This window comes from Paenibacillus sp. J5 (assembly GCF_054955055.1).
On record NZ_JBUEDD010000001.1, the window covers coordinates 330984 to 356414 of the forward strand.

General features: G+C 40.6%; 23 protein-coding genes. 2 read left to right on the forward strand and 21 right to left on the reverse strand.

The features are described 5' to 3' along the window. Entirely contained in the window at nt 1–822 is an 822-nt protein-coding gene (locus ACY1JZ_RS01160) for a VOC family protein (protein WP_462627699.1), read from the reverse strand. A gap of 622 nt (nt 823–1444) precedes the next feature. Here ACY1JZ_RS01160 and ACY1JZ_RS01165 point away from each other — a divergent pair. Next, complete coding sequence (locus tag ACY1JZ_RS01165) at nt 1445–1741, forward strand: transposase (RefSeq protein WP_462627700.1); 297 nt, start codon at nt 1445–1447, stop codon at nt 1739–1741. 186 nt (nt 1742–1927) lie between these two features. Here ACY1JZ_RS01165 and hisD read toward each other — a convergent pair whose 3' ends face one another. From hisD to ACY1JZ_RS01265, 20 genes are all read right to left on the reverse strand, one after another. After that, nucleotides 1928–3238 carry a histidinol dehydrogenase gene (gene hisD, locus ACY1JZ_RS01170; protein ID WP_462627701.1) on the reverse strand — a complete coding sequence of 437 codons (1311 nt, stop codon included), beginning with the start codon at nt 3236–3238 and terminating at the stop codon, nt 1928–1930. Between the two features lie 126 nt (nt 3239–3364). Continuing rightward, nucleotides 3365–3775 (reverse strand): cupin domain-containing protein, encoded by a 411-nt coding sequence (locus ACY1JZ_RS01175; protein ID WP_462627702.1) that lies wholly within the window; start codon nt 3773–3775, stop codon nt 3365–3367. A 7-nt stretch (nt 3776–3782) separates the two neighbouring features. Beyond that, on the reverse strand, nt 3783–5063 hold the full coding sequence (locus ACY1JZ_RS01180) for a hypothetical protein (protein ID WP_462627703.1): 1281 nt from the start codon (nt 5061–5063) through the stop codon (nt 3783–3785). Nucleotides 5064–5089: 26 nt separating this feature from the next. Next, on the reverse strand, nt 5090–6022 hold the full coding sequence (locus tag ACY1JZ_RS01185) for a radical SAM/SPASM domain-containing protein (protein WP_462627704.1): 933 nt from the start codon (nt 6020–6022) through the stop codon (nt 5090–5092). Between the two features lie 6 nt (nt 6023–6028). Continuing rightward, nucleotides 6029–6997, reverse strand: coding sequence for an NAD-dependent epimerase/dehydratase family protein (locus ACY1JZ_RS01190; protein WP_462627705.1), 969 nt, complete (start codon nt 6995–6997; stop codon nt 6029–6031). Nucleotides 6998–7043: 46 nt separating this feature from the next. After that, on the reverse strand, nt 7044–8765 hold the full coding sequence (locus ACY1JZ_RS01195; RefSeq protein WP_462627706.1) for a thiamine pyrophosphate-binding protein: 1722 nt from the start codon (nt 8763–8765) through the stop codon (nt 7044–7046). Between the two features lie 47 nt (nt 8766–8812). After that, on the reverse strand, nt 8813–9067 hold the full coding sequence (locus tag ACY1JZ_RS01200; protein ID WP_462627707.1) for an acyl carrier protein: 255 nt from the start codon (nt 9065–9067) through the stop codon (nt 8813–8815). Nucleotides 9068–9082: 15 nt separating this feature from the next. Then, nucleotides 9083–10063 (reverse strand): ABC transporter ATP-binding protein, encoded by a 981-nt coding sequence (locus tag ACY1JZ_RS01205; protein WP_462627708.1) that lies wholly within the window; start codon nt 10061–10063, stop codon nt 9083–9085. A 14-nt stretch (nt 10064–10077) separates the two neighbouring features. Then, complete coding sequence (locus ACY1JZ_RS01210; RefSeq protein ID WP_462627709.1) at nt 10078–10881, reverse strand: ABC transporter permease; 804 nt, start codon at nt 10879–10881, stop codon at nt 10078–10080. Nucleotides 10882–10888: 7 nt separating this feature from the next. Then, nucleotides 10889–11698, reverse strand: a complete 810-nt coding sequence (locus tag ACY1JZ_RS01215) for an ABC transporter permease (RefSeq protein ID WP_462627710.1) — start codon at nt 11696–11698, stop codon at nt 10889–10891. Nucleotides 11699–11754: 56 nt separating this feature from the next. Beyond that, nucleotides 11755–12696 carry a nucleotidyltransferase family protein gene (locus ACY1JZ_RS01220; RefSeq protein WP_462627711.1) on the reverse strand — a complete coding sequence of 314 codons (942 nt, stop codon included), beginning with the start codon at nt 12694–12696 and terminating at the stop codon, nt 11755–11757. After that, nucleotides 12638–13786 (reverse strand): histidinol-phosphate transaminase, encoded by a 1149-nt coding sequence (gene hisC / locus ACY1JZ_RS01225; RefSeq protein WP_462627712.1) that lies wholly within the window; start codon nt 13784–13786, stop codon nt 12638–12640. Before hisC ends, ACY1JZ_RS01220 begins: the two co-directional genes overlap by 59 nt. Nucleotides 13787–13827: 41 nt before the next feature. After that, the gene (locus ACY1JZ_RS01230; protein ID WP_462627713.1) at nt 13828–14895 is read right to left on the reverse strand and encodes a phosphotransferase; all 1068 of its coding nucleotides are present in this window, start codon (nt 14893–14895) and stop codon (nt 13828–13830) included. Between the two features lie 62 nt (nt 14896–14957). Then, on the reverse strand, nt 14958–16211 hold the full coding sequence (locus ACY1JZ_RS01235) for an aspartate aminotransferase family protein (RefSeq protein WP_462627714.1): 1254 nt from the start codon (nt 16209–16211) through the stop codon (nt 14958–14960). Then, the gene (locus tag ACY1JZ_RS01240; protein ID WP_462627715.1) at nt 16177–17223 is read right to left on the reverse strand and encodes a nucleoside-diphosphate kinase; all 1047 of its coding nucleotides are present in this window, start codon (nt 17221–17223) and stop codon (nt 16177–16179) included. Before ACY1JZ_RS01240 ends, ACY1JZ_RS01235 begins: the two co-directional genes overlap by 35 nt. A 41-nt stretch (nt 17224–17264) precedes the next feature. After that, complete coding sequence (locus ACY1JZ_RS01245) at nt 17265–18359, reverse strand: 2-oxo acid dehydrogenase subunit E2 (protein WP_462627716.1); 1095 nt, start codon at nt 18357–18359, stop codon at nt 17265–17267. A gap of 20 nt (nt 18360–18379) precedes the next feature. Beyond that, nucleotides 18380–20320, reverse strand: a complete 1941-nt coding sequence (locus ACY1JZ_RS01250) for a dehydrogenase E1 component subunit alpha/beta (RefSeq protein WP_462627717.1) — start codon at nt 20318–20320, stop codon at nt 18380–18382. A 17-nt stretch (nt 20321–20337) separates the two neighbouring features. Then, the gene (locus ACY1JZ_RS01255; protein WP_462627718.1) at nt 20338–21726 is read right to left on the reverse strand and encodes a UDP-glucose dehydrogenase family protein; all 1389 of its coding nucleotides are present in this window, start codon (nt 21724–21726) and stop codon (nt 20338–20340) included. A 61-nt stretch (nt 21727–21787) separates the two neighbouring features. After that, entirely contained in the window at nt 21788–22576 is a 789-nt protein-coding gene (locus ACY1JZ_RS01260) for a helix-turn-helix domain-containing protein (protein ID WP_462627719.1), read from the reverse strand. A gap of 261 nt (nt 22577–22837) precedes the next feature. Further along, on the reverse strand, nt 22838–23827 hold the full coding sequence (locus tag ACY1JZ_RS01265; protein WP_462627720.1) for a hypothetical protein: 990 nt from the start codon (nt 23825–23827) through the stop codon (nt 22838–22840). 449 nt (nt 23828–24276) lie between these two features. Between ACY1JZ_RS01265 and ACY1JZ_RS01270 the strand changes: the two genes are divergently transcribed. After that, nucleotides 24277–25431: a glycoside hydrolase family 5 protein gene (locus ACY1JZ_RS01270; RefSeq protein WP_270168665.1), complete on the forward strand. Its 1155-nt coding sequence runs from the start codon at nt 24277–24279 to the stop codon at nt 25429–25431.

The following is a 25431-nucleotide window of genomic DNA, read 5'->3' on the forward strand; positions in this document are numbered from 1 at the left end:
TTACATGCTACTAATGTTGAATCGATTTCCATCTAGATCATAGAAATGAAAGCTAACCATGCCTCCTGTCACATATCCTCCAACCTCTGATGTTTCTATACCGCTACCCAGTAAATACTGATGGTACGTAAAAAAATCTTCTCTATCCTTAATCCAACATATGGGCTGTACCTGACCATCGACTTTTCCTTTATAAGCTTCACCTGACAATTGTTCGATGATCCAAAGTGAATCTTCTTCCCGATGATTCAGCTTTAAGCTCATGAGTACATAGCCCTGATTGATGTCATCCCTAACTACCGACATGCCCATATATTGCTTGTACCACTCCACTGAAGCTTGAAGGTTGCTTACACCTACTCTTACCCAGGAAGGTAATAGCTCATCATGCTGGAGTGACGAGTCCTCTTGCAGAGTCAACCGAATGCCCTCTGTTGTCGCCCAAACATCAAAATATCTCGTTTTCCCTGGCCCGTCGTATATGGCAGATACCCTTATTCCATCATCCAGCCATTTACGATGTAGCTCTTGTAATTCATGAACGCGAAAGCACAATCGAACATTGGATTCGACCGTGCCTCTTTCAGCAAAATGATGGGGCAATCGCGAATTCGTCAGGTATGAAACTAACCATGTGCCCCAATTGGTACTTGTCATTCTTCCTTGCAGGCATCTGGGATCAACCTTCCATTCCTCTTGCCGCCCAACCTTCCACGCCAAATAGTTCTCGAACCATCTCATAGCGTTGTCATGGTTATCCCACAGAACATCGATAAATGAACCATCATAATACAAAGTCGGTGCAGAGAAATGGGTTGCCATAGTTTTCCCCCGATCAAATAATTTTTCTTGCGTGGTGTTTCAGATTAGATCGTTGAAATATTAACATTTATTAATGTAGCCTGACTTTCTTAAATAATGCTCTGTAAATAGATTCAGTTCCGGTATTTGCGAGACATAAGCTGCCGCGGCGATCAGGCGAAGTACTAACCTGCTCCATTGTGCGCTGCCACATTTGCAACCATCGTGATGGATGTCCCTACTTGCCCTACCTCTTCAAAAAATATAGAGCTGTTATAGATCCCACTGGCTTTCCTTCATCATTCATCGCTATACATCCGAAATCTCCAGATCGTCCCCATCCTTCAACATACTTAGAAATGAACGGCTATCATGCACTAGCTTTGCTAGGCGCGTTATGCCCAAAAGTAATGACTCCTGATCAATTCAGAAGTCATCTCATAACAGCATAAGGTTCTCTTTTCAAGAGTCTACATTGTCACAGTTCAAAACAGGGTGCACCATTTTTTATTGTTACACTAGTTCCCAGATTGTATGAATATGTTATAGTCAAATTAGAGGGTGGAAGGCGCGAACGACTCCGCCTGTCGCACCAAAGATTACGGGTGAAGTCGAAGCCAAGAATGCGGCGTTTGTCGCTGCCATGGAGGACGTGCTGGATGTGTATCAATTGCCCTACGACGCCGAGTGCCCTATTTGGCGTCATGTCGCGGTACGGCAGCAGAGACCCCGGCTTGACTGGGCAGAGCAAGTCCGCAAGTTATTGGAGGTTCATTACCCGAATGTCCCGAAAATCAAACTAGTGATGGACAACATAAACACCCACTCGATCGCTTCGCTTTACCAAGCTTTCGAGCCTGAAACGGCTCGTCTATTGGCGAAACATTTGGACATTCACTACACCCCTAAGCATGGTAGTTGGCTGAACATCGCTGATTGAACTGAGTGTGATGACCAACCAATGTTCCGGACAACGAATCCTTCCATTTCCCTATTAGCGGATGAACTGTCTGCTTGGGAGACTAACCGCAACGCCGCTCAAAAAGACGTTGATTGGCAATTCACGGCCGACGATGCAAGGATTAAACTAAACGCCTTTACCCACAATTTAAGAATTGATAGGGTACTAGACATCCAATCTAATTTTCGCTGCCTTCACGTGACTTGGCAATTGTTCATAGCTTCCCAATTCTTTGATGATTGGATAAATAACCTGCAGCGCCTCTTTGCTTAATTTTCCAATCGTCGAATATTTAACCATATCTTTGGCTGTTATGCCTGAGAATGTTCTTGCGAAATGATTCGTCGGTAATACTGCCGTGATACCTATGCCATAATTTGCGGCTGAAAATGGCGTGTTCTCACCAATAAGCACTTCTCCCGCATTCGTGATCTGATCTAAGAATTGCTTTTCAACTTCCTCCTTACATACAACCATTAAGTGCTCTGGCGCGAACCAATCGATAAATTCAATGGCATTGTCAAGGGTTGATGCAATAACGATCGCACCTTTTCCAACAGTTCCGAACACATTTTTCAAATATTCTTTTCGGACACCGTCCAGTTCATCAATGCAGGTCCAAAGCGCGGACTCGACCTTTTCAGCTATGCTCGGAGAAGTCGTAACCAGTATGGAAGAAGAATCCGGACCATGTTCTGCCTCATTGATTAAATCATATGCTAAATTGCGAGGATCCGCGGTTTCATCTGCGAAAATGACGCATTCAGTAGGACCGATTCCCAATACGCTCTTTTTGCCATAGGTCATCGCAATGCCCATTGCTGCAGCAATCCCGCCAGGCCCCGGTCCGAAGATCCCATCCACTTCAGGAATGGAGGAAGTTCCCTGCGCGAATCCTGCTATGATAGATACACCGTTCCCAACTACGAACTGATCAGCCCCAGCAAGGCTAGCCGCTGCTATAGTCCCAGGGTCGCCATACGAATCTTTAAGAGGCGGCATGCCAACTACGATTCTTTTAACTCCCGCTGCTTTGGCAGCAGCAACCAACATTATCGCCGTTGAAACTAATGGACCTTTTCTAGCAGGAATCCACAGGCCTACCGAATCCAACGGAGTTACTTTTTCACCAATGACAGTGCCCGGCCGTATTTCCTGCTCCCACGATGTAGGCAGCATGGCTAGATTCACTTCCCGAACATTGCTTATCGCTTGCTCGATGGCCGCTCGCAACGATGGAGTAAGCGATTCGACACATTGCTTCACATATTCATTGGAAAGAAGGATGTCATTTAATTCAACTTCGTCATACTTTTGAGTAAACTGTTTAACTGCATTATCGCCATTACTGCAAACTTCGTTGAAAATAACCATAATGTCATTCATTAGATCCCTGTTAAAAAGAGTTTTATGCTTTTGGAAACGATTCTGTAATGCCTCTTGCTGCTCAGGGATTTTGTGAATAATACTCTGCATCTAGATTCTCCTTTCAGGGGGAATATGACTTGTGAATATGTATACATGTAACATATTATGCAAAAAAAACAGGTACGTCTATTATATTGCGTAAGCTGTTGGTAGTAAAGCTCTCTTTGGAATTGGTTATTGCTGCGACGTGGTTTCTCCCCCCTTCTTGTTCCCTTTTATACACTTTTCTAATTCTAATAAATCCTCATTGAATAACGGATCTTCTTGTTCAGTAGCAAATACGTCCTCGGGATCATACTTCGGGAACAGGATCGATAATATTTCCACACGCTCATTCGTAAAATTGATAAATCCGTGTGCAACACCGCGAGGAACTTTGAATATATCCCCTTCCGCATACATATGTTTGGTTCCATCAATATAGTAGGCAATTTCTCCCTTGGTAATTACATAAGCTTCATCCGTTTTCTGATGAATAACAGGCTTATACGAAGCAAATGGCTTGATCTCTACCCAATCTACTAAGCCGCTTGAGAAACGAAATACCGTTTGGTAAGTAAGCAAATCTGGAATGACTGTTTTCATGATACGCTCAATCCCTTACAATGTTTATTTGAATGTTGGCATCCTGGATAACGTCCAGCACATGTCTGGCAACTTCTCCGGGTCCATCATGTCCCAGTGCGTTTACATAAGCCTGGCGCTTACGTATCAATGCATCATTCTCCCCAGTATTCAACAGCCTTTCGAAGCCACTCCTTACATATTCGTGAAAGGATTGATCCATTAATTGTTCCGTGAGCAAGTTTAAGAGTTGCTTGGTGCCTTCGATCTCACCATTCTCTGTCGTAGCCCGGTAAATTTCATTAAACTTCTCTGTGATCACCAAATCCCCTGCTAATCCAGAATCAAGGACAGCCCGAGTCTGCAAGACTTGGCTATAATTAGTCGAAGGCAAGAGCAGTGTTGGATTCCCTATCGCAAACGTTTCATAGATGGACGTTAAGCCAGGAACGATGGCGATGAATTCACTATTCCTGACTTCCTCAATGAATGTCGAATGTGGGAGTCGGGTTACGGCTAGAGAGGTTCCATGACTCTTATCTTTAGGATGAATGAAGTTTTGCAGCTTATCGGGACCGCAGACCAATACCTCATCTAGATGCATAGCATGCGCCGTTTTCCAGCCCAGCTCAGCGATACAACGGGCATACTCGATTAAGATATCGTCTTCCGTATCGGGATTAAACAAGCCCCCTGTACTGATCAGTAATCTTGACTTTTTATTGCTCCTCACGGCAGGTTCATTCATCATTTGACGTTCCAACAACGGACCCACGATGACCGGATTTTTAATCAGCGGATCAATCGGGAAGTTACCGAGATAAGACTGCATCACATATTTCTCTACTGAAGCCAATAAATCACATGCATTCGGGATCTCCTTAAGCTTCTGCTTATTGTGATATAGAGCGGAAATAGATGTTACTAGCGCTTCAACCGAACTGTTCATCCAAGGTAAAATATCTAAATACACAACAGGTACCTTGAGCTGCTTCGCATAAATAGCCAATACCGGATTCGTATTAACAAAAACCAAAGATGATGAAGAGATTAGCTCTTTGATTTGCTCCAAAGCCGAAAAACTCTCGGTATTCACTTCAATGATATAATCGATGATTGGGTGATTTCTGAGAAACTCTAACGAGCTGCCTGTACCTATGAATATAACAGCAAATTGCTTGTTGACATTTATAATATCAAGTATCGTAGATATCGTAGAAGCTGGACCGTAGCAATAGGAACAAGCATCAATGATCATATATGTAGAAGAAATATGATCAGGCAAATGGCTTAATACGACCGACTTCATCTATCAACACTCCTTTACGGCAGGATTTATCTTTGGATTAGAGGCAATGGGTTCTCATAATTCCAAATACGTGAGAATTTGATAAGTGTACATTCTGTACACGACTTATTTTGCTTATTATTTTTAGTGAACACAGTTCTTGAGGATGAAGACAATATCTGCTCCAAAGATTGGGTACTCAGATCTCCGTACACAATATCGTCATCCGATGACATGACACAACATGGCGTCACTTGACCATCTATTAAAATATACAAACCGTTGTGAACCCACGGACAGATTTCCTGCTTCTTAACATCAAAAGGTGAAAAAACCTGTAATGAGTCGTATGTAATTCGTAATCGTTTCACTTCTTCACGCATATGTCCCCAATGCTCATTGGTTAATACTTCCATCTCTTCCATCGAATATAAAGGAATGAACTGGATTCCGCTGCACCCCAATTGCTGCGCCAAACCGCATAATGCATCGACTTCCTCCATGTTTTGAGTTGAGATCACAGCATTCACAATCATCATTAACGCGGGGTTTGCTTCTTTAAACCTTTTAACATTATCCATAATTTTGTTTAAATTGCCTCCGACACGAACTGTAGCCCAATACTCAGGTTTCAAACTGTCTATGCTCATATATAGCACATCCGTCTGGGCAAGAATTTGCGGGAGCTTCTTACTCATGACCATGCCGTTTGTAACTAACTGGACTGATAAGTGCGGCATCGTACTTTTAAGCAAAGTCACCATTTCCAATAAGTCAGGGTACAGAAACGGTTCTCCGAATCCTTGGATTAACACCTGTCGAAGCTGTGGCAGATTCTTCATCTCTGAAACAATTTTCTCCATCAGCGTTTTTTCCATATGTGTGAAACTGTTGCCGTAGAGCAATGTCCTAGAACAGTAAGTACATTTCAAGTTACATGCCTGAGTAGGTTCAATCTGCACCCACTTAATCTGTTGCATTGTGCATCACTCCACTTCATTATGAATGATTTGCATTGTTTGTTTCTTTTCTCGGATCTCCTCTATCGCTAATTGGATTCCATCTTCCAAGGATATGAGCGGCTCCCATCCCGTTAGCCGCTTGGCTTTGGTAATGTCTGGACATCTTTGAACCGGATCGTCAACAGGAAGCGCTTCATAGACGATCTTACTTTTGCTACCCGTCAGTTTGATCACTAAATGAGCCAATGCCAAGATAGATATATTCTCTGGATTACCTAGATTTATAATTTGTCCCCGCGCCTTCTCGCTTTGCATAACATGTAGCAGCCCGCTAACCGTGTCATCGACATAACAGAAGCTGCGCGTTTGCTCTCCATCTCCATATACCGTAATGTTAGAGCCATTGAGCGCTTGATTGAGGAAATTGGAGATGACGCGCCCATCATTTTCACGCAATCTAGCGGAATACGTATTGAAAATTCTCACGACCCTTAGATCGATATCGTATTTGTTCAAATATTCGTAGCAAAATGTTTCCCCTAACCGTTTGCCTTCGTCATAACAAGCTCGGGGCCCCCATGTATTCACACTACCTATATATTCTTCATGCTGACATTTAATCAGTGGATTGCCATAAGCTTCACTGGTACTGGTATACAAAAATTTGGCATTACATCGATATGCCGCCTGTAGCAAACGTTCCGTTCCAACTGTGTTCACATAGATCGTCTCTAGTGAGTTTCTTCTATAATCAACAGGACTTGCTGGACTGGCCAAGTGGTATATTTCATCGAAATGCTCATTCAAATCTGCATGCAAAATACTTTCTTTCCGAAACTCAAAGTTTTCCTTGCTTTTCAAGTGTTCAATATTACGAGAAACTCCTGTAAGCAAGTTGTCAATACAAATAACATAATGCCCTTTTCCCACCAAGGAACTACAGAGATAGGAACCGATAAACCCGGCTCCGCCGGTAACCAAAATTTTAGCCACTATAGATACCTCCATTTCTTTAAAGTCATACGCAAACGATAAATCGCTATTTGACCAGTGTTGATGCTAGTGATTGAGGAGGCTTGACTTGAGGGTCAACGAGCACCTCCAGCAAAAAAGGACCCTGTATATGTTCCGTCCGATTCAGAGCATCAATGAGCTGTGCCTCACAATCAATTCTTTCGGCAGGAATCCTCATGGAATTTGCCAGCATGACGAAATCAATATCCGGCATATCTGTTCCTACATATTCTTGAGAAAAAATATCCCTCTGCCAATGTTTCTGGGTTCCATAGCATTTATTGTTGAGGATGATCCATGTGCAAGCAAGATCATACTGCACCGCACAACTGATCTCCTGCAGATTCATCATAAATCCGCCATCGCCACACACGGCATACACTTTCCCTTTACCTTTTTGTACGGAAGACATGCCGATCGAAGCACCGATCGAGTATCCCATTGAGCCCCAGCCATAATTCAAAAACAATTGGTTCGGATTTTTAATTTTAAGAGAAAGCATTCCCCAATAGGCATTTTCACCAGAATCCAAAATGATTGTATTATTACTTTCTAAATATTCATTCAACATTTGAAATAGCCTTGCCGGGTGCACATAGTTGTGATCGTTTCGTGCCTCTAATACTCGAAGCGTCGGATAATACCCGTACTGCTGCTTCTGATCCTCAATAATCTTCGTTACACTGGCAAATGTAAAATCGTCTTGAAACTGCAGCATAGCTTGCAGTACAGTAACGAGGGAAGCATGTATAGTAAGCTGAGGCGTCAAATTTCTTCCTAATTCTCTGCTGTCTATGTCAATATGAACGAGTTTGCCTGAGATGTTTGCGTTCCAGCCCAAAGTCGTTAAGTACTGAAGTGATATGCCCAGCCCAATAATTAAATCGGACTTTTCCAAAAGATATTCATTGGCCACATCTTGACCGTAGCAGCCAATCATTCCTAGCGAAAGCGAGTGGGTCTCGTCAACGACACCGCGTCCGCCTAAACTCGTACAAACAGGGACCTGAAATTTGTCCTGAACTTGTCTCAATAATTCAGTGGCGCCAGCAGCATATACCCCTTGTCCAGCCATAATTAATGGATGCTTGGCTTCTTGCAAAAGAGAGAATAGCTTCGCCAAGTGTTCCGTTTCATGTCGTACGTTGGAAATCGGTTCAACGCTTTCATTCATATGAATATGTTTATCACCATTCAAGGTAAATTCCGATAGAAAATAATCGGTAGGTATATCCAAATGAACCGGGCCAGGACGCCCTGTTGTCGCGATTCTATACGCTTCTTTCAATACGCTCTCGACGCAATCTCCCTCTTGCAACCGATAACTAGCTTTACATACGCTTTGATAAATGCCTTGAATATTGGGGGAGCGATTAATACCTGAACCTTCCTGTATTCCCCCTTTTCCCATTTCATACGATGCAGCTTGTCCAGTTATGACAATGACCGGTATGGAATCATAATAAGCTCCGGCTATTCCTGTAAGTAAATTGCTAGCGCCTGGGCCAGAGGTACTAATGCAGCATCCACAGTTTCGAGTAATTCTGGCATACCCATCCGCCATATACGCCGCTCCTTGCTCATTGCGGGCAGCAATCAACTGCAAATTATTCCGTCTGTGAATCGCCTGAAACAATGGCAGAATACGTCCTCCTGACACTCCGAAAACTTTATATATGCCCAAGCTTTCTAAGGTTGCTGCAATCATGTCGGCTTTGTTTGACTGCAAAACTGAATTCATTTCCATTTTATTCTTCCTTTCTCTAATAGCCTCAACTTCGCAATGACCCATAGCTATTCATTCAAATACCGGTTCAATAATGCCAGAATCTTATTGATCGTATCGAATTTTTCAAAAAGCAAATCCTGTCGCTCAATCTCAATTCCATATTTCCCCTCTAGCAAAACTACCATATTGATCGCTTGAATGGAGGTCATTCCCCTTTCCAGCAAGCTTTCATCTGGTTCGATGGTCATCGTCTCCTGATCTATCTTCAAAACTTCTGCAACGATTGATAAAATATCTTCCTTAACAAGGATCACACTCATTTCTCTCTTCTCCTTTCACTCCTTCTTTTCTAGAAGGTTCATTAAGATGCTTTCAATTGAATCCTCCTCCACCTGAAAAGAAGTAATCATTTTGCCTTGCATTGATAGCAATGAAAGTGCCTGACCGGCTGACACCATCCGTTTATCACCTACAATGGTTTGCACGCCATCCAAGGTGGAAATTAATTTTAAACCGGGATAGTCCACATCTAATTCGTCGTGGGCGGTCACGAAGATTCGATAAGAATAGCCATACGTTTCTTTAAAATTCGAAACGGAACCGTCATAAAACAGTTCACCTTGATGAATGAAAATAATCCGATGGCATATCTTTTCAATATCTGCCATATCATGTGTAGTTAACATCACGGTGACATCATTATTTTTATTTATTTCACGAATATACTCTCGAATTCTGCTTTTGGCTACCACATCAAGTCCAATCGTGGGTTCATCCAAAAAGACGACTTTAGGGTCATGCAGTAGCGCAGCAGCAATATTCACCCGCATCTTCTCGCCTAAGCTCAATTGCCGGACAGGACGGTCAACAAATTCGTCCATATCCAATATTCGAGTGTATAATTCTACATTGTGTTTAAATTTTTTATCATCTATGTTATACATCTTTTGGTACAGCTTTAAGCTGTCCGACATCGGAAGATCCCAAATGACACGAGATCGCTGCCCAAACACAACCCCAATTTGCTTTGCATTCTCCTGCCGCTGCTTATATGGTACCAAGCCATTCACCTGGACCCTTCCTGATGTAGGCGTTAAAACCCCTGAAAGCATTTTAATCGTAGTGGATTTACCTGCACCATTGGTGCCGATATATCCTACGATTTCACCGCTTTCGATCGAAAAGCTAATGTCATTTACCGCAACTTTGGTCGTATACTCCCTGTGAAACAGAGATTTAATCTGAGGGATCAATCCATCCTTCCGCTTGTATATTTCAAAATTTTTTGTGAGATTTTCTACTTCTATGATAGCCATATCTCTTCTCCTGTTTATGAACCCGTACTTTGATATTTTTTAAGATTCCAATTCCAGAACCAGAAACCAAATGCAAACATTAGAACTCCAACCACAGGTGACAAAAATTGAAACACCGATGTAATCAACCAAGGTCCTTCCTTGTCCAGCAAATAATGAGCCGGGTAATAATTAATAAAAGCATACGGCAAAACAAAGGTTAATCCGACTTTTAAAATAGTTGGGAAAATGGTTATCGGATATCGAACAAAGTTAATAATTTCGAAAAAGAAAAGACTGATCAACTGTCTCCCACGAACCATCCAGAAGCTGGGAGCGGCGAATATAAGCAAGCTGCCTCCTTGAATGAGAGCTCCCCCCAATATAAAAAGTATCAAAAGGATAAGTTTCAGTGGTGTTATTTCAATATCCAAATTGGAAAGGCATATGATAAAAACAGCAAGGGCGAGCAGGAAATGACGTATGTATATGGGGTTATAATTCGACATTACTTCATATAACAGCGGGTGCATCGGCAATGTTAAAGAGCTATCAAACTCTCCGTTTTGAATTCGGCTGCTTAGAGACATACAACTGCTAAAGAAGAAAGTGCCCGCAATGGAGTATGAGATCAACTGCATGGCGTACAAGAACATGATCTCCTCTTTATTCCAGCCTGCTAGAGCTTGGAATTTGTCCACCAAGATCCACAACAACAAAAAATCAACGCCATACGAAAGTATCTGCGAAAAAGACGCTGCCAAAAATGCATTTCTATACTCAAACTCTTGCTTATATTTCAAGGCCACAAAAGTTTTAAACGTCGCGAGCCACCTCATCTTGCCGTCAACCTCCTTGAATAAAAACCTTCTTCGATGCCTTCGCCCATATTAGCTTTTCAAGCATAATTAATATCGCGATCCAGGCACCTTGCACAAGGACACATTTGGTCGCCCCGACTATGTCTGAATAACCTAAATAAATCTCAATCGGCTCGAATGTAATATAGCGAAAGGGGAGCAGGTTGCACACAGCGACAAGCCAATCCGGATAAAACCATATTGGAACGACACCTCCTCCGAACAGCTTGGTTAATCCTCCGACCAAAAATGTGATATAGTAAGGACTGACAATCCAAAATGCAGATAGCCCCAAAATATAAATAATATGATAAGAAATGAGTACCCCTAATACTATAGAGGGAATAAAAATCAGAAAGTGTGTGATTGATGCGGGGGCTGCCGCCCCATAAAACAGGAAAGCGGTCAAACAGGTAATCATGCTGTAAAAGATAATATCGAACAAGTTTTCTCCCATGCTTTCCGAAAATGTTTTCCATTTAAAATTGACAGGCATTGTAAAATCCAAAATGATAGAACCATCCCGCACACGATCTCCAATGATCGATGCTGCTTCAAAATAAGTAAAATAACTGACCACACTATTGATGATGATGAAGGAAATCATTTGCTGAAGCGTAACCTGCACATATCCCGAATGGATTAATGCCGTCCATAAGCCTCCTTGCAAGATAACGACGGCGAAAGCGTTTAGCATGATCAGCCAAACCTCGGAGCGATATGCAAACCGCTGGCGAAATGAATTCTTGATAATTAAAGCGTATATAGCCATCCTTTGCGATAGTAACTGTTCCATTAATAACACCTCGTCCATTACACTCTAAGAAAGCAGGACCATATTCATCTTTTTATTTATAGTATGCTTGTAACGGTGTTGATTTTTTCAATATCCTCCTCCGTTAAATCAGGCTGAATCAAGCTAAAAAGATCGGGGTGATCCAGTCGGGTGAAGAAATCAATGCGCCATTCCCTTTTCTCATGCATGGTTAAGCCGTAAAAATTAAGATCCTTTACCGCCTCAGGACTTTTAAAAAGATCCATATGTTCAGCTAGAGCATCGTCCTTGAAAACTTGTTGCGTATAATAAAACAAATAATAGATGTACTTGTTAAGGTTATACTTGTCACTGTAAGCCACCAATTCATTGACACTTTTTTCCATATGCCTTTTATAGAAGCAGTAAATATCCTGGTACATATACGTGGCAAATGCATTTTTGAGCTTAAAACAGTAAATAGAGTTCATTTCCTTATAGTGATGCAGGCATACTTCAAGAAATGCAGGCATGACCGACAATGATTTAATCGTTGTACCATACATATCTATAGAGATAGTGTCTGATAGTATTTCTGCCAGTTCGATTCGCTTGCCTGTATACTCTCCCCAAAAAATATCAACATTTACATCGATATTCAAATCAACATCTCTGTCCTTGACGTAGTAAAACGGCGCCATCTGGTGGGAATTTATAAACATAATTTTTTCTTTTCTAGTTAACGGTCTCGGATTACCCTGTTCATCAAAAACTATATTCTCAAAATGATACTTATTCAGAATTTCAGTAACTTGTGGTAAATGATCTCTAGATACTAGAAGATCAATGTCGCCAGAATCCCGATAACCCAAATCGCCATAAGCCAATAGGGACAACGGTTCTCCCTTGATGACAGCGTACGGAATGTCTTGTAGCTCCTCAACGACCGGTTTGATCAGCTTGTACCATACGGCGTTCTTCTTAATGATTGCGTCTTCCTTGATTCGTAACCTGTCTGAATTTGCGACATTCCAATTCATCTTTGACCTGCCCCTTCATTTGAACATGCAAAACTTGAAGCGCTTCAACTGTCCTAATCATTTGATCCATCGTCCCTAACGAGATTCGAATATGATCGTCATATCCAAAACCGACAAGCTCTCGTATAATAATATTAAATTTGGTATACATCTGTTCAACGATTACTTTGCTATTTCGCATCTTAATTGTGACAAAATTAGTCGAGCTCGGAATATACGCGATCTCCAGCTTATCCAATTGCTTGTAAAACCATATTTTAACTTTTACACTTTCTTTTACTGTATATTGCAAATATTCAACATCCCTGAAGGCTGCCAAAGCCGCCGCGCAAGCCAGGCGATTGAGATTATACGGAAGTGCGTTTCTGATTTGGTTCAATTGCTTAAATTGATTATTGGTCAAGGCGTATCCACAGCGGATGCCAGCAAGTCCATAGGCTTTGGAAAATGTTCTTAAGATTAAAATATTGTCATATTGATCCATCAATCCTACTGTAAGGTGTTCCTGCTGTGTGTACTCAATATAAGCTTCATCAATTACGAGCAAAGCATCATATCGATTACAAGCTGCTGCGATCTTGCATAACTCTGCATAGTTCAGACAAGTTCCTAAAGGGTTGTGCGGATTACACAGAAATACAATCGCCGTATCCTCATCAATGGCGTGACAGATATGATTCACCGTATGTTCATCGTTCGAAAATTCAACTAATGTTCTTTTTGTAATCATGGATGAATATTTATAACCGCCAAACGTTTTTTCTGTAGTGATAACTTTATTTTTTTGCTGGTTTACGAGTAACGTGATCATGAAAATAAGCTCATCGGTGCCGTTTCCTAGAACAACCATCTCAGGATTCAGATTATATCTTCCCGCGATCTCATTACGCAATTCGGTATATGCTGAATCGGGATAATAATGAATTCGTTCTATTTCAGCATAAAGCGCTTCAATGACTCTTGGCGAGCATTTATATGGATTTTCACTTAATGATAATCGAATATCGTTTGGGTGTAATATGGAGCCACTGAATAATGTGGGTTCAAATTCCATAACATCATTTTGCATTTGCCGTTCATTCTCCCTCATGTGGCATCTCCCAATGAATATAATTGATCCAATGCCAGCTTTTACTTCAAGAAATTGATTATATCCAGCCCATCCAACGCCCACGCATAACGCTTAAATATTGACTTAGCATATCGAATTCTTAGCCCCATGTCATAATCATCTGATCCCAAATAGTTGATTTCGCGATAAAAATGACACAGTAGCGATTTTCTGAAATCCTGGAAAAAGTCATCATAGCTATAAGAAGATTGCTGTAAACCCGTACACGCATAGTAATGCCTCAAGAGAAATTCGTATTCAAGCTCCATTGTATGAGGCTCCATATTCCCCACTATAAATAAGGAAACATCGTAAGCTATATTCCCTGTTCTCGCCATCTGCCAGTCAATTACAGCAATTAAATCGTTATAATCATTAAAAATTAAATTATCCAAACGTAAATCAAAATGAATTAAAGAAAGCGGGTGCCGCTCCACATCGATCCATATCTCTATATATTTGCGCTCCATGATATCGGATGCATACGCAAACGAATGGGGCATATGATCGCCGAAATGTTGCCAAGCCATGTCCCAGGATGTCTTGAACTCCTTCTGACTGAAGGCGAGCTGTTCCACATTCCAGCCAGTCATCACCGATTGGTATTGAGTAACGGAGTTAAACCAATAACGATGAAACTCGGCCAATTTTTCAAGAATAGCTGCCGCTGTATGAACATTGCATCCCTTGAATTGATTTCCTGGCACATGATGACCCAGATCCTGCAAAATCATCATAAAATCGCCTGATTGGTTATCATGTTGACTGATATAGCAGATCGGATAAGGCAATGCGTTTTGTAATGGTAAAATTTCCTTGTAGGTATATACCTCTCTTTGATAAAAATTCAAATAATTAAATACGCTTTTACATTCATCGTTTTGAATTTTCAATATGAGTGAAACTTCCTTACGCTCTCCCCTCTGAATAAAATACAAGTAAATATTATAAACATTGCTCGTTAAGGCGATATTAGTCTCAAGTGGTTTGACTTCATATGCAAGCAACTTCGCATTGCTCTCTATTTTGTCTAAAACCTCTACTAGTGTTGAGAATGATAATATTCGGGTTTCGTCCAGAACTCCCATTTTAATCTGCCACCTTTATACAGAGAAAACTATGATTCTATTCCGATGTGGAATACCACAGATTATACAAGCTGTTTATTAGCCTCTAGCACACGGATAACTGATCTTTCATATGCTGCTAGCGTATGCTCTACTTCTTCAATTCCATGTGCATAACTTAAGAACCATTGTGACATCCAGGATGAATTGGGATTGCTCCGCAAATCGCCTTTGAATAAGCTGACACCGTTCTGCACCAATTCCTCGATTAGCAGACCGAAAAATGTGAGATTATTATAGGTCAACGCCTCATAGCTATTCGATATCTTCGTCTTATCTGTATAATAAAACTGGAAAACGGACGGGAATCCTTGCCAAATATGCGGAACAGACAATTTATTCAATATCTCGTCGATACCAAAGATCAGCATCGTCCCCATCTTATTGAAGTGGTCGTAAAGCTTGACTTCCTGTACGACATTAATAATCGTATTTGCAACAGCAACAGATAATGGGTTCGCGTCATAAGTCGCTGCCTGATATAAAGACCCATCCCCCAGTAAACCCATAATTTCTTTCGTGCCGGCACAAATTCCGATAGGCAGTCCCCCGCTGAACGCTTTGGAATACGTTACAATGTCTGCATACACATCATAATATTCCTGAGCACCACCTAGTGAGAGACGCAGCCCAGTTATACATTCATCAAAAATGAGCACTGAACCGTTCTTGCTAGTCTTATGGCGAAGTAATTGCAAAAATCCTTCGTTGGGGGGAATTGGCCCTGCATGGCATAATACCGGCTCACAGATGATTGCCGCAATTTGATCACCGTATTGCTCAAAAACTTCATTTAATTGCTCTGTATTGTTCCACTCGATTGCAATGATCTTCGTAGAATAATCCCCAAGCAGCCCTTTATTATAAAGAAGCTCCGGTACGAATCGGGAGATTTCTTCTGTAAACCAACCGTGGTAATGCCCCCAGAACTTCACGATAATAGGACGATTCGTATATCCTCTAGCCAATCTGATAGCCAGATGTACAGCTTCCGAACCGCTATTCACCAACCGAACAGCGTCTTTACGAGAAATTTTCTTGATGTTCTCAGCCAACTCATACGCCAAGCGAAAGTGATGATCACCAACATTGATGCATTTGCCCGCTTGTTCCCGAATAGCTTCTACAAGCCGAGGATGAGAGTGCCCTAGAATATGGCAACAATTTCCCAATAAGTAATCAACGTATCTCTTGCCGCTCTCATCCATTATCCAAGCTCCATTGCATTTATCTACATAGATATTAGATTCTGAAAAACGATTGGATAAGCTGTCCACTTGAATCCCTCCAGTTGTTATCAATTGATTTGCTGTTCATAACTTTAGTGAATTTATCAAATGTTGTTCTATCGACCGCAAGTTCTCCAATCGCTAAACATCCATTTGTTCCTCCAGTAAGTAGCAGGCCCAAATCATCTTCCACAATGACTTCCAGTTGTGCCATTTCTTCTTGGCTAAAACGAGGATCATATACAACTGCCCCATCAATTCCCTCATCTTTTAAGTTGATGATGAGTTGCTCTGAATCCGAATTAAAAGGTCTGTAATCTAATATGCAAACTCCTCTATTACGTTTTACCCAAGAAATGAAGCACTCCGCTGAATCGTCCAAAATATCATTCTGATCAAAAATTATCGTTTGGTTTTTGGGAGGCAAGTATCCAATAAAATTCATATTTTCGTTTTTGTAAACACATTCCTTTACAATTCCAGCTAGTAGTTGGAGATTCTTTCCTGGGGAAGCATTATAGGTTTGGATGAGTGAAGAGTTCTTTCCATATTCAAATAAGATACCAACCACGGATAAAGAGCTCGTTTCATTTAACTTATGCAATTTCCCCAGCGTTTCCTCATCAGTATCACATTGTTTCACGGTTACATCAGCATATAATCCATATTGGGCTACACTGAGTTCAGGAAATAGATAGTTAAAATGCTCATAATACTCGTTTCCACAGTCCGGGGAGTGAATTAAGTTCTTCATGTCATTACTCGATAACCCGAATTTTCCACGAATCGTTTGCTTTATATCTATCAGTTTTCCAACGGCATACTCTCCATAAACCAACAAGGCGATTACTTTGGACTTGGACATGTATTTCGCATATTTATCATTATCAAACCTTGTTCGTATGGTTTTAATAACATCCTCGTATTTCATATGAATTTCTTTTGTTGTAATTAAGCTCAGGTTATTTTCTTCTAACATAGATACTAGTAAACCCAGCACGCCTCTCTCGATACCATCTGGCTTTAAAACCACTATGCCATATTCTTTTCCGTCATCCATTCACTATGGCTCCTTTTGAATGTTCATTTTATCATTTCGCACTATTCTAAACCCCAACTGGTAAACTGCTGTTCGATCCTTTTCTTCAAATCCATTAGGAACATGGACGCTCTTCTACCTTCCGTAACTCGATGATCAAAAGTAAGAGCTAATGTGACGCGATTCAGTTTATCGTCAAGTGAAGATACCCCTAGAACAGCCGCTTGTTTCTCACTAATGAGAGGGGTAAAAAAGGCAACCTGCTCGTTGGATAGATCGCTGATAGTGAAGGTGCAACCTTGTATATCCGCGGGTCTAAGTGTATTCTTTATATACTTTTTCATTACGTTGATTATTGTGCTTTGGATTTCCTTAAGGCTCATAGCATCTACATCTGGCAACTTGATTACTTTCAATCCTTTGTCGATATCAATAGCTAAACCAATTGCGACATAATTGTACCAAGCCATTCCGCCGTTTAAGTAAAATGCGTTCATCTCCTTATACTCTTTAAGTAAATCGAAGACTTCCTTTACAATAATAGATAATAGATAATTATTGTTGTTTTTCTGAGGCAGCAGATCATTAAAATTAACGTGCATGTATACGGTGCTGGTCACACTACCAGCTTTGAGCAACTGATTGATCTCTGCATTTTTGGCGGGAGTATGCTGTTTATAGTCGAAGGCATCACTTTCGCATATAACAGACTCTTCGTTCTCTTTTTTACTGCCTACATTCACAGGAATCACTTTCTTCACATCATCTTTGCTGACCAGATCTTTTCCCCCGAACAATGACTTGTCTATCCCAAGAGAGTTGATTAATTCCATCGCTTGTATGGAATATCTGGTCCCTGCCTGATCCATTTCTCGAATTTCCAGCTTAGATCCTGGATTTTCTATCTTGACCATCTTCTCCGTATGAATCCTTGCAGCAAGTTGCCCAATCTTCAGCACATCGCCTTCTTTGCAAAAAAATTCAATATATCCTTCAGCCTCCGCAGAAACAGAAACATTGGCCTTTGAAGCCTCGAATTCCAATATGGTTTCGCCTGACGAGATAACATCTCCCGTTTGATAAAAAAGCTTTAAAACAGTTACAAATTCATCATTCATGTACTCTTGGGGTATGTATATATCTTGCAAAGCTGCCACCGTACCAGCCTCCTCGTGAGTTACGCATGCCTTGAGTTCTTCCCAATAATCTGTATAATTCGATCTCGATTAACCAGTATTTCTCCCTCCAAATTTCTATTGGATGGGATAGGCACTGACAGGGAAGCAATTCTTCTGACCTCAATCTTATCTGTCATTCGTTCGGAGACCGTTGCAATAACTTCACTTCCTACTCCATATGCCATGCTTCCTTCTTCTACTACATATAAAGATTTGGTTACATAGACGGAACGGAATATCCCTTCATAATCAATCGGTTTAATTTTGGTTAGAATGATAACTTCCGCTTTCACATCATACTCCATAAATAATGGCTCAATGCACTCTTCGACCAGGCGACTTACTCCTCCATAGGTCACAATAGTCACTGTCGGCTGCGAAATATAAGGCCTTATTCTTAGAATCGGATAGCGATGAGACAACGTAAATTCATACACAAATTGCCTCACACGCGGTCCAGTGAATTTTTTGGCATAGTCCAGTTTATTTTCAATTACGATAACTGGATCTTTTTCATGCTGAATAACGGCGTGATAGATGATTCCTGGATCTATCATTGAGTTCAGCGCAACAACACTAATATTATCGATCGTTAACAAAAGCTTGTCCAACGTTTGCGAATGAGTAGGCCCATATCCTCGTCCCCCCCCCATAGGAGTTCGAATTACAATGGGACACTCAACCTGATGATTGTACATCTTCCTAAATTTAGAGGCGTGATTTAAAATTTGATCGATACATAAGGAAACGAAGTCGCCGAACATGATCTCCAGAACAGGTCTGTATCCAGCGAGAGCCAGACCATTTGAAACACCTGTGATAGCTGCTTCGCTGATTGGCGTTGATATAACCCTTTCGGGGAATTTTTCACTCAAATCTTTAGATATTTTGAAAGTCCCCCCATATGGAAATAGGACGTCTTCACCAATAAAGAGCAATTTATCGTTTTTTTTCATTTCCTCTGCAAAAAATGCATAGATTAAATCGGATTGGTGTGTTGAAATGCTTGGAAGCTCCACCCAATCCATCTTCGTTTCGCTAGCCATACCGGGAAAATAATATTCCTGAAAGCTTAACTCATCCGACGCTTCGATTTCTCTGACTACTTCATCCAACTCTTCATCTATACGTTCTAATAATTGTTCGTATATCTGAGGATTATTCATCCGAAATTCATGAATCGGATCTATGGACGAAAACTTTTCTTTCTCGCGAACATCTCTATAGTCGTCACCTTTGGAATGCGGATTCAGCCTGTACGAATTCACAACATGAAATGCCGGGGAGGACGTATTGCGAACATAATCTATACCGTTTTTAGCATTTGTAAATAGTTGATCCAAGTTCCAAATATCGCTTTGAAATGTTGCAATTCCGAAACTTTGGGCTCTGTCGACGATGCTGCCGGCAAGGGCTGTGCTTTGGCTGGTTGATTGGGCATAATAGTTGTTTTCACATACTAAGAGCAGCGGAAGACGCCAGGTAGAGATGATATTCATCGTTTCATATAGTACGCCTTCGCCTAATGTTCCATCCCCGATAAAGGCCATAACAATATGATTGGATTGGTATAATTTCTGCGCCATCGCCAATCCGGCAGCTACGGGAACCATACCTCCCTGAATCCCATTAGACAAAAACCGGTGTTTGAATAAATGCTGGCTGCCCCCTATCCCTCCGCAGGCCCCCGTTCTTTTGCCCATCACTTCGGCAATCAAGCTTTTATAATCTTTGGTATACGAAATATAGTGACCATGACATCGATGATTGGAGATCACATAGTCATTCTTCTCTACTTGTCCGGCATAGGCGATTGCTGAGAACTCTTGGCCGACACAAGTATGTATGGTTCCGTTCAACTTTCCTGCTGAGAATAATTCCAGTAGTTTCTCTTCTACCCTTCGAATTAAAATGGCTTCCTGAAAGTAAGCAGTATCCATCGTTTTTTCTCCTTGCCCTAGATTTCTATCTCAGCGGCAGAATTCATCAATCCACTATGATTGAATTGATTCCCTTCGTATATTTCGCTATCTGGCAACCTTATCTCTTTTCTACCTATGGAATAATAACCGATCCCTTTAGTCTGCATAGCTTCTGGTTGAAGACAATTTCTTCCGTCAACAATAATAGGTGTTCTCATAATCTTTTTCACCTGTTCTACATCCATCGTTTTAATAGTGTCCCATTCTGTTACGATTAAACAGGCATCGCTATTTTTAACAGATGAATAGATATCCTCATAATAATGAACACTTTCACCAAGATATTTCTTAGCTTGTTGAATCGCCAACGGATCGTAAACATTGACTCTCGCTCCACTTCTCAGAAGTCGCGGGATAATAACCAAAGAAGGCGCTTCTCTCACATCATCCGTATTTGGTTTAAAGGCCAAGCCTAAAACGGATATCGTTTTCCCCTCAAGCTGTCCGAGTATATCCTCGAGCTTCTTAATCATAACAAGCATCTGCCTGTTGTTCACTTCGATCACCGACTTCAATAATTCGAACGAGTATCCATGTTGATCGGCCAAATGAACCAACGCATGCGTGTCCTTCGGAAGACATGAACCACCATAGCCGATACCAGCATTCAAGAAGCTTTCCCCAATTCGCGAATCCATCCCCACTCCTTTAGCCACTTGACAAATGTCGGCTCCGACTTTCTCACATATATTAGCGATTGAATTTATAAAAGATATTTTCGTCGCCAAGAACGCATTAGCAGTATATTTGATCATCTCGGCATTTTCCAAATCCGTTATAAAAACTTCTGATCCTAACGATTTATGAAGCTCGCGTATTATTTGGGCTGCCCGATCTCTTGTCGCTCCAATCACAATGCGCTCCATGTTCATACAATCGGAAACAGCGGTTCCCTCGCGTAAAAATTCAGGATTGGATACAACGTCAAATGGAATGTTACTATGGGGCCGACAACCTTCAATTACCTGCTTTATTAACCTTCCTGTTCCAACCGGAACCGTACTCTTCACTGCAATGACTTTATAACTATTAAGATTTTCACCAATAGTAGAAGCAACATTAACAACATATCGAAGCTCGGGTTGACCTGTAGGAATCATTGGTGTTCCGACTGCAATATAGATGATGTCGCAACTTTGAACCGCATGTTGTATATCGGTAGTAAAGACCAAACGCCCCGCATTTACATTTATATTTACTAAATCCTCTAATCCTGGTTCATAAATAGAAATCACTCCGCTTGCAAGCATTTCAATTTTCTCTCGGTCATTATCACAGCATATTACAGAGTGTCCCCTATCCGCCAAACATGCAGCGAAAACTAGCCCTACATATCCAGCCCCAATGATTGCAACTTTTTTCATATAACCGCTCCTATTTGCATGATATATATAGCAAATACCTTCACTATTCATTTGTTATGGATTAAAAAGTGTTGCTTTGATGTTTAATCTCACCTTTATTTCTTCTGTACTCACTTGGAGTAACGCCATAATGCTTTTTGAAGTAACTAGAAAATTGCGATCTCGATATATAACCAACGCTTTTGGTAATTTCATCGATTGAGAGCTCCGTATTACACAACAGTTGCGAAGCTTGATCAACTCGCACTCTTTGTAAATATTGCATCGGAGAACAGTTAAATACTTTAGAAAACGTATTACTGAAATAAACAGGATTACAATTAATTGAATTGGACAAAAAATCCAATGTAAGAGGCTTCATATATTGCTTCCTTATCATGCGGCAAATTGAAATTAGTCGGGGATCAAGCATTTTCTCCAATGCTTTCTTTCGTGGTGCTTCCAATTCAAGTTCACTTTTAATGATCTCTTTAAATATTTGATTCATGCATTCTGCACTATGGTCTGTCACTTTCGTAAATGTTTTTTGCATTTCTTCCATTAACATTTGAACATTTGAATTCGTTTTATCAATAAGGAAAAGATTCAGCACATGTATATTTCGTATTTCTTTGGGAACTAATATACAAATTCTAACAATAATAGGAACAGACGAATGATTAAAAATGGAAACTTCATTCCCCACTGCAATATAACCACTTGATAGAAGATATTTCTTACTTCTTTTCTTTAAAGTAATTGATTCTTCTGTCTCTATAATTAGCCATTTTGATGTGCCTCCAGTCCACTCCTCTGAATGACCGGGGAAAATTACTAACTTGGGTATGACAGCAGAAAGACACCAATCCATTTCTCCACTTCCTAAGGGATTATTAACCATTTAGTAATAATTCTATCTTATAAAAATTTTTTTTACAATAAAATTATGTTTGATATGTAAAATTGGTCCATATCTGTACATTCGATTCTTTGGTCCCGATTCTGCATAAGCCATCAGTCAAGGGGTTGAGGACGGGGGGGGGTTGATGAAGAAGTCAACCTGCTAGATGATATACCACGCCCTGATAGCTTGGTTTAGGAGCACAATTTATGTTATAGCCTCCGAAAATTATTATTTTATGCAATTCAATAAATCCGTCATTAAATGATAATCAGATGTTTTTATGGAATCACACATGTCGATAATTTCATTCATTAAACGTTTATCATAAGTAAAATTATATTTTATAACCATATTACGCAATATAGTAGAATCTTCAATAATTAATTCATTCTTTTCCTTTAATCTAATAATTTCTTTATTATCAAAAATATTTAATTTATTTAAATAACCCAAGCGAATTCTCATCATAACTTTATGATCGCACAATATATGGAAAGGTCTTATGTCAAGTTTATATTCTTTGCAAAAAACATCAATAATATAATTGTAAAAATTCAAGCCATATAAATTATCTTTATTATAACTTGTATATGTAAATTCAAACTTCCTCAAACTATCTCTGCAATTTATATAATCTTCAATAAATATTTTAAATTGATCAATGTTAAATATATAATCAGAATCTTGGTATTTATAAAGATTGATTAAATAATCGATACCCTCAATGCTTTTATTAATCTCTTCATAACTTACTGTCTCCCTTACATATTTCCCATTATCATAAAAATCCGATATATATATTAGTTTTCTTTCCTTATCAAAACCATATATAAATGTTGTATGTATAAAATGTTTTTTTTCAAAATGAGAGGAACATCTCAAATAGAAATTATCAAGGCAGGCATCTAAATAATATCCCTGATTAATTTGATATTCTATATAATCCGTAAAATCAATAAAACGTGCTGTGGTTTGATTATTTCTTAACCATCCAAAAAATGGACAAGAATACCCAGGAATGATGTGATTATCTGTATCCGCATGATCATAGAAATCTGCGCTTGTGATAGGATGGTAGGGTCTAATTATTAATTGTATATATCGATCACATAGCCACGGAAGCACTTTATCTTCATTAATCCATAAAAATGACAATGTGTTAGCGATAGCTGGAAATGATGTTATTGGAGGATATGTAACTGGGAGAATATTTTTCATAATGCCACCCTTCCTTTACATAAAAGTAGTTTTGATTATTGTATGTTAAGGCGAGAATGTGTCAATTTCAACTACAGCATCTGGTATATTAAAGTGTGACTTACTGTTGGATCATCGTTTTCTCTTGCAGTTTAGCAAACTTTACAGGCTGTTCTGGATATATGTTTTGAACTTCATTCTATTTCACGTTTGATCCCCCTTAGCTTTTTTTATATATTATATCATTATTTAGATTTGAGTACCTTAAATGTAATTTTACTCTTAGTTCACCAGACTGTTCCTTGTAGGGTTGTCTGCCTACTCCTGCTCTGTCATATCATACACCGCTCCGCATATGACTATATCGGACAGGCTTCGAAATTGTTATGACGATAAAATATTATCATTCGAAAACACCGTCATTATGATTATAATGATGAAAGTACCAATAAAAGGAGGAGATAGGAATTATGAGGTTTATTGGAATTTTAGTCGCCATTGTACTTCTCACGGGATGTACATGGGAAGTCAATGCAATGAAGGGAGCAAGCAAGCCGCAGGGGAAGGAATCGGTGGAGGTGCTGAATGTGAATCCTGATGTGTACCAACAAGCAAGAGCGCTTGGCCGAAGCGTCAATCTGGGCAATGCGCTTGATGCGCCGTATGAAGGGGCATGGGACATGGCGCTGGAGGAGTCTTATTTTAAGCTGATCAAGGATAAAGGCTTCGACTCCGTTCGCCTCCCGGTTCGCTTCTCCAATAAAACGACGTGGGGAGCGCCTTATACGATTGATGAAGGATTTCTGCAACGGGTCGATTGGGCTATTGATAAAGCCTTGGAGCAGAATCTTGCCATTATTGTCGACCTGCATCATTTCGAAGAAATGTTTACGAACCCGCACGGTCAAAAGGATCGTTTTCTCTCGATCTGGAATCAGCTTTCACAGCGATACAAGAATCGTCCAGCACAGGTGTATTATGAGCTGCTGAATGAACCGAACGGGGCACTCACGCCAGAGCTGTGGAATCAATATCTTAATGAGGCGATTACTGTGATCCGGGCTAACGACCCGCATCGTACATTAATTGTCGGGGGGACAGATTGGAATAGTGTCGACGGCCTGTACAAGCTGCAGCTTCCGGCGCAAGACCGCAATATTATTGCGACCTTCCATTATTATGGACCGATCCTGTTTACGCATCAAGGCGCTGAATGGATGACGGCAGAATACGGTACGACAGGTCTGACCTGGCCGGGCCCGCCAGCACATCCGGTTGAACCGGTTCAAGCAGCCAGGAACGTGGACTGGGTTGCGAATTTCTTCAGAGATTACAATACGAAGACAGGGGCAGACAATCCTGCCAGCAGAGAACGGCTGGTTGCAGATTTTGAGCGTGCAGCCAGATGGGGACAGGATAACGGCAGACCTATTTTTCTGGGCGAATTCGGCGCCTACAAAACAGCAGACATGAACTCGCGGATCACCTGGACACAGACGGTCAGAAGCGAGGCCGAGCGTCTTGGCATGTCATGGTCGTATTGGGAGTTTGGCGCAGCCTTTGGACTGTATGACCGCTCCGCCCATGCCTGGAGAGAAGATTTGACGAGTGCCCTGCTTCCATAG

Excerpts from the sequence above, each read along its gene's own strand:
- ACY1JZ_RS01215 (WP_462627710.1), bottom strand. The coding sequence starts at position 11,698 with ATGGAACAGTTACTATCGCAAAGGATGGCTATATACGCTTTAATTATC.
- ACY1JZ_RS01260 (WP_462627719.1), bottom strand. The coding sequence starts at position 22,576 with ATGGATTGGTGTCTTTCTGCTGTCATACCCAAGTTAGTAATTTTCCCC.
- ACY1JZ_RS01230 (WP_462627713.1), bottom strand. The coding sequence starts at position 14,895 with ATGGGAGTTCTGGACGAAACCCGAATATTATCATTCTCAACACTAGTA.
- ACY1JZ_RS01265 (WP_462627720.1), bottom strand. The coding sequence starts at position 23,827 with ATGAAAAATATTCTCCCAGTTACATATCCTCCAATAACATCATTTCCA.
- ACY1JZ_RS01175 (WP_462627702.1), bottom strand. The coding sequence starts at position 3,775 with ATGAAAACAGTCATTCCAGATTTGCTTACTTACCAAACGGTATTTCGT.
- ACY1JZ_RS01210 (WP_462627709.1), bottom strand. The coding sequence starts at position 10,881 with ATGAGGTGGCTCGCGACGTTTAAAACTTTTGTGGCCTTGAAATATAAG.
- ACY1JZ_RS01180 (WP_462627703.1), bottom strand. The coding sequence starts at position 5,063 with ATGAAGTCGGTCGTATTAAGCCATTTGCCTGATCATATTTCTTCTACA.
- ACY1JZ_RS01165 (WP_462627700.1), top strand. The coding sequence starts at position 1,445 with ATGGAGGACGTGCTGGATGTGTATCAATTGCCCTACGACGCCGAGTGC.
- ACY1JZ_RS01205 (WP_462627708.1), bottom strand. The coding sequence starts at position 10,063 with ATGGCTATCATAGAAGTAGAAAATCTCACAAAAAATTTTGAAATATAC.
- ACY1JZ_RS01200 (WP_462627707.1), bottom strand. The coding sequence starts at position 9,067 with ATGAGTGTGATCCTTGTTAAGGAAGATATTTTATCAATCGTTGCAGAA.
- ACY1JZ_RS01185 (WP_462627704.1), bottom strand. The coding sequence starts at position 6,022 with ATGCAACAGATTAAGTGGGTGCAGATTGAACCTACTCAGGCATGTAAC.
- hisC (WP_462627712.1), bottom strand. The coding sequence starts at position 13,786 with ATGAGGGAGAATGAACGGCAAATGCAAAATGATGTTATGGAATTTGAA.
- ACY1JZ_RS01270 (WP_270168665.1), top strand. The coding sequence starts at position 24,277 with ATGAGGTTTATTGGAATTTTAGTCGCCATTGTACTTCTCACGGGATGT.
- ACY1JZ_RS01195 (WP_462627706.1), bottom strand. The coding sequence starts at position 8,765 with ATGGAAATGAATTCAGTTTTGCAGTCAAACAAAGCCGACATGATTGCA.
- ACY1JZ_RS01160 (WP_462627699.1), bottom strand. The coding sequence starts at position 822 with ATGGCAACCCATTTCTCTGCACCGACTTTGTATTATGATGGTTCATTT.
- hisD (WP_462627701.1), bottom strand. The coding sequence starts at position 3,238 with ATGCAGAGTATTATTCACAAAATCCCTGAGCAGCAAGAGGCATTACAG.
- ACY1JZ_RS01255 (WP_462627718.1), bottom strand. The coding sequence starts at position 21,726 with ATGAAAAAAGTTGCAATCATTGGGGCTGGATATGTAGGGCTAGTTTTC.
- ACY1JZ_RS01240 (WP_462627715.1), bottom strand. The coding sequence starts at position 17,223 with ATGGATGACGGAAAAGAATATGGCATAGTGGTTTTAAAGCCAGATGGT.
- ACY1JZ_RS01220 (WP_462627711.1), bottom strand. The coding sequence starts at position 12,696 with ATGAATTGGAATGTCGCAAATTCAGACAGGTTACGAATCAAGGAAGAC.
- ACY1JZ_RS01250 (WP_462627717.1), bottom strand. The coding sequence starts at position 20,320 with ATGGATACTGCTTACTTTCAGGAAGCCATTTTAATTCGAAGGGTAGAA.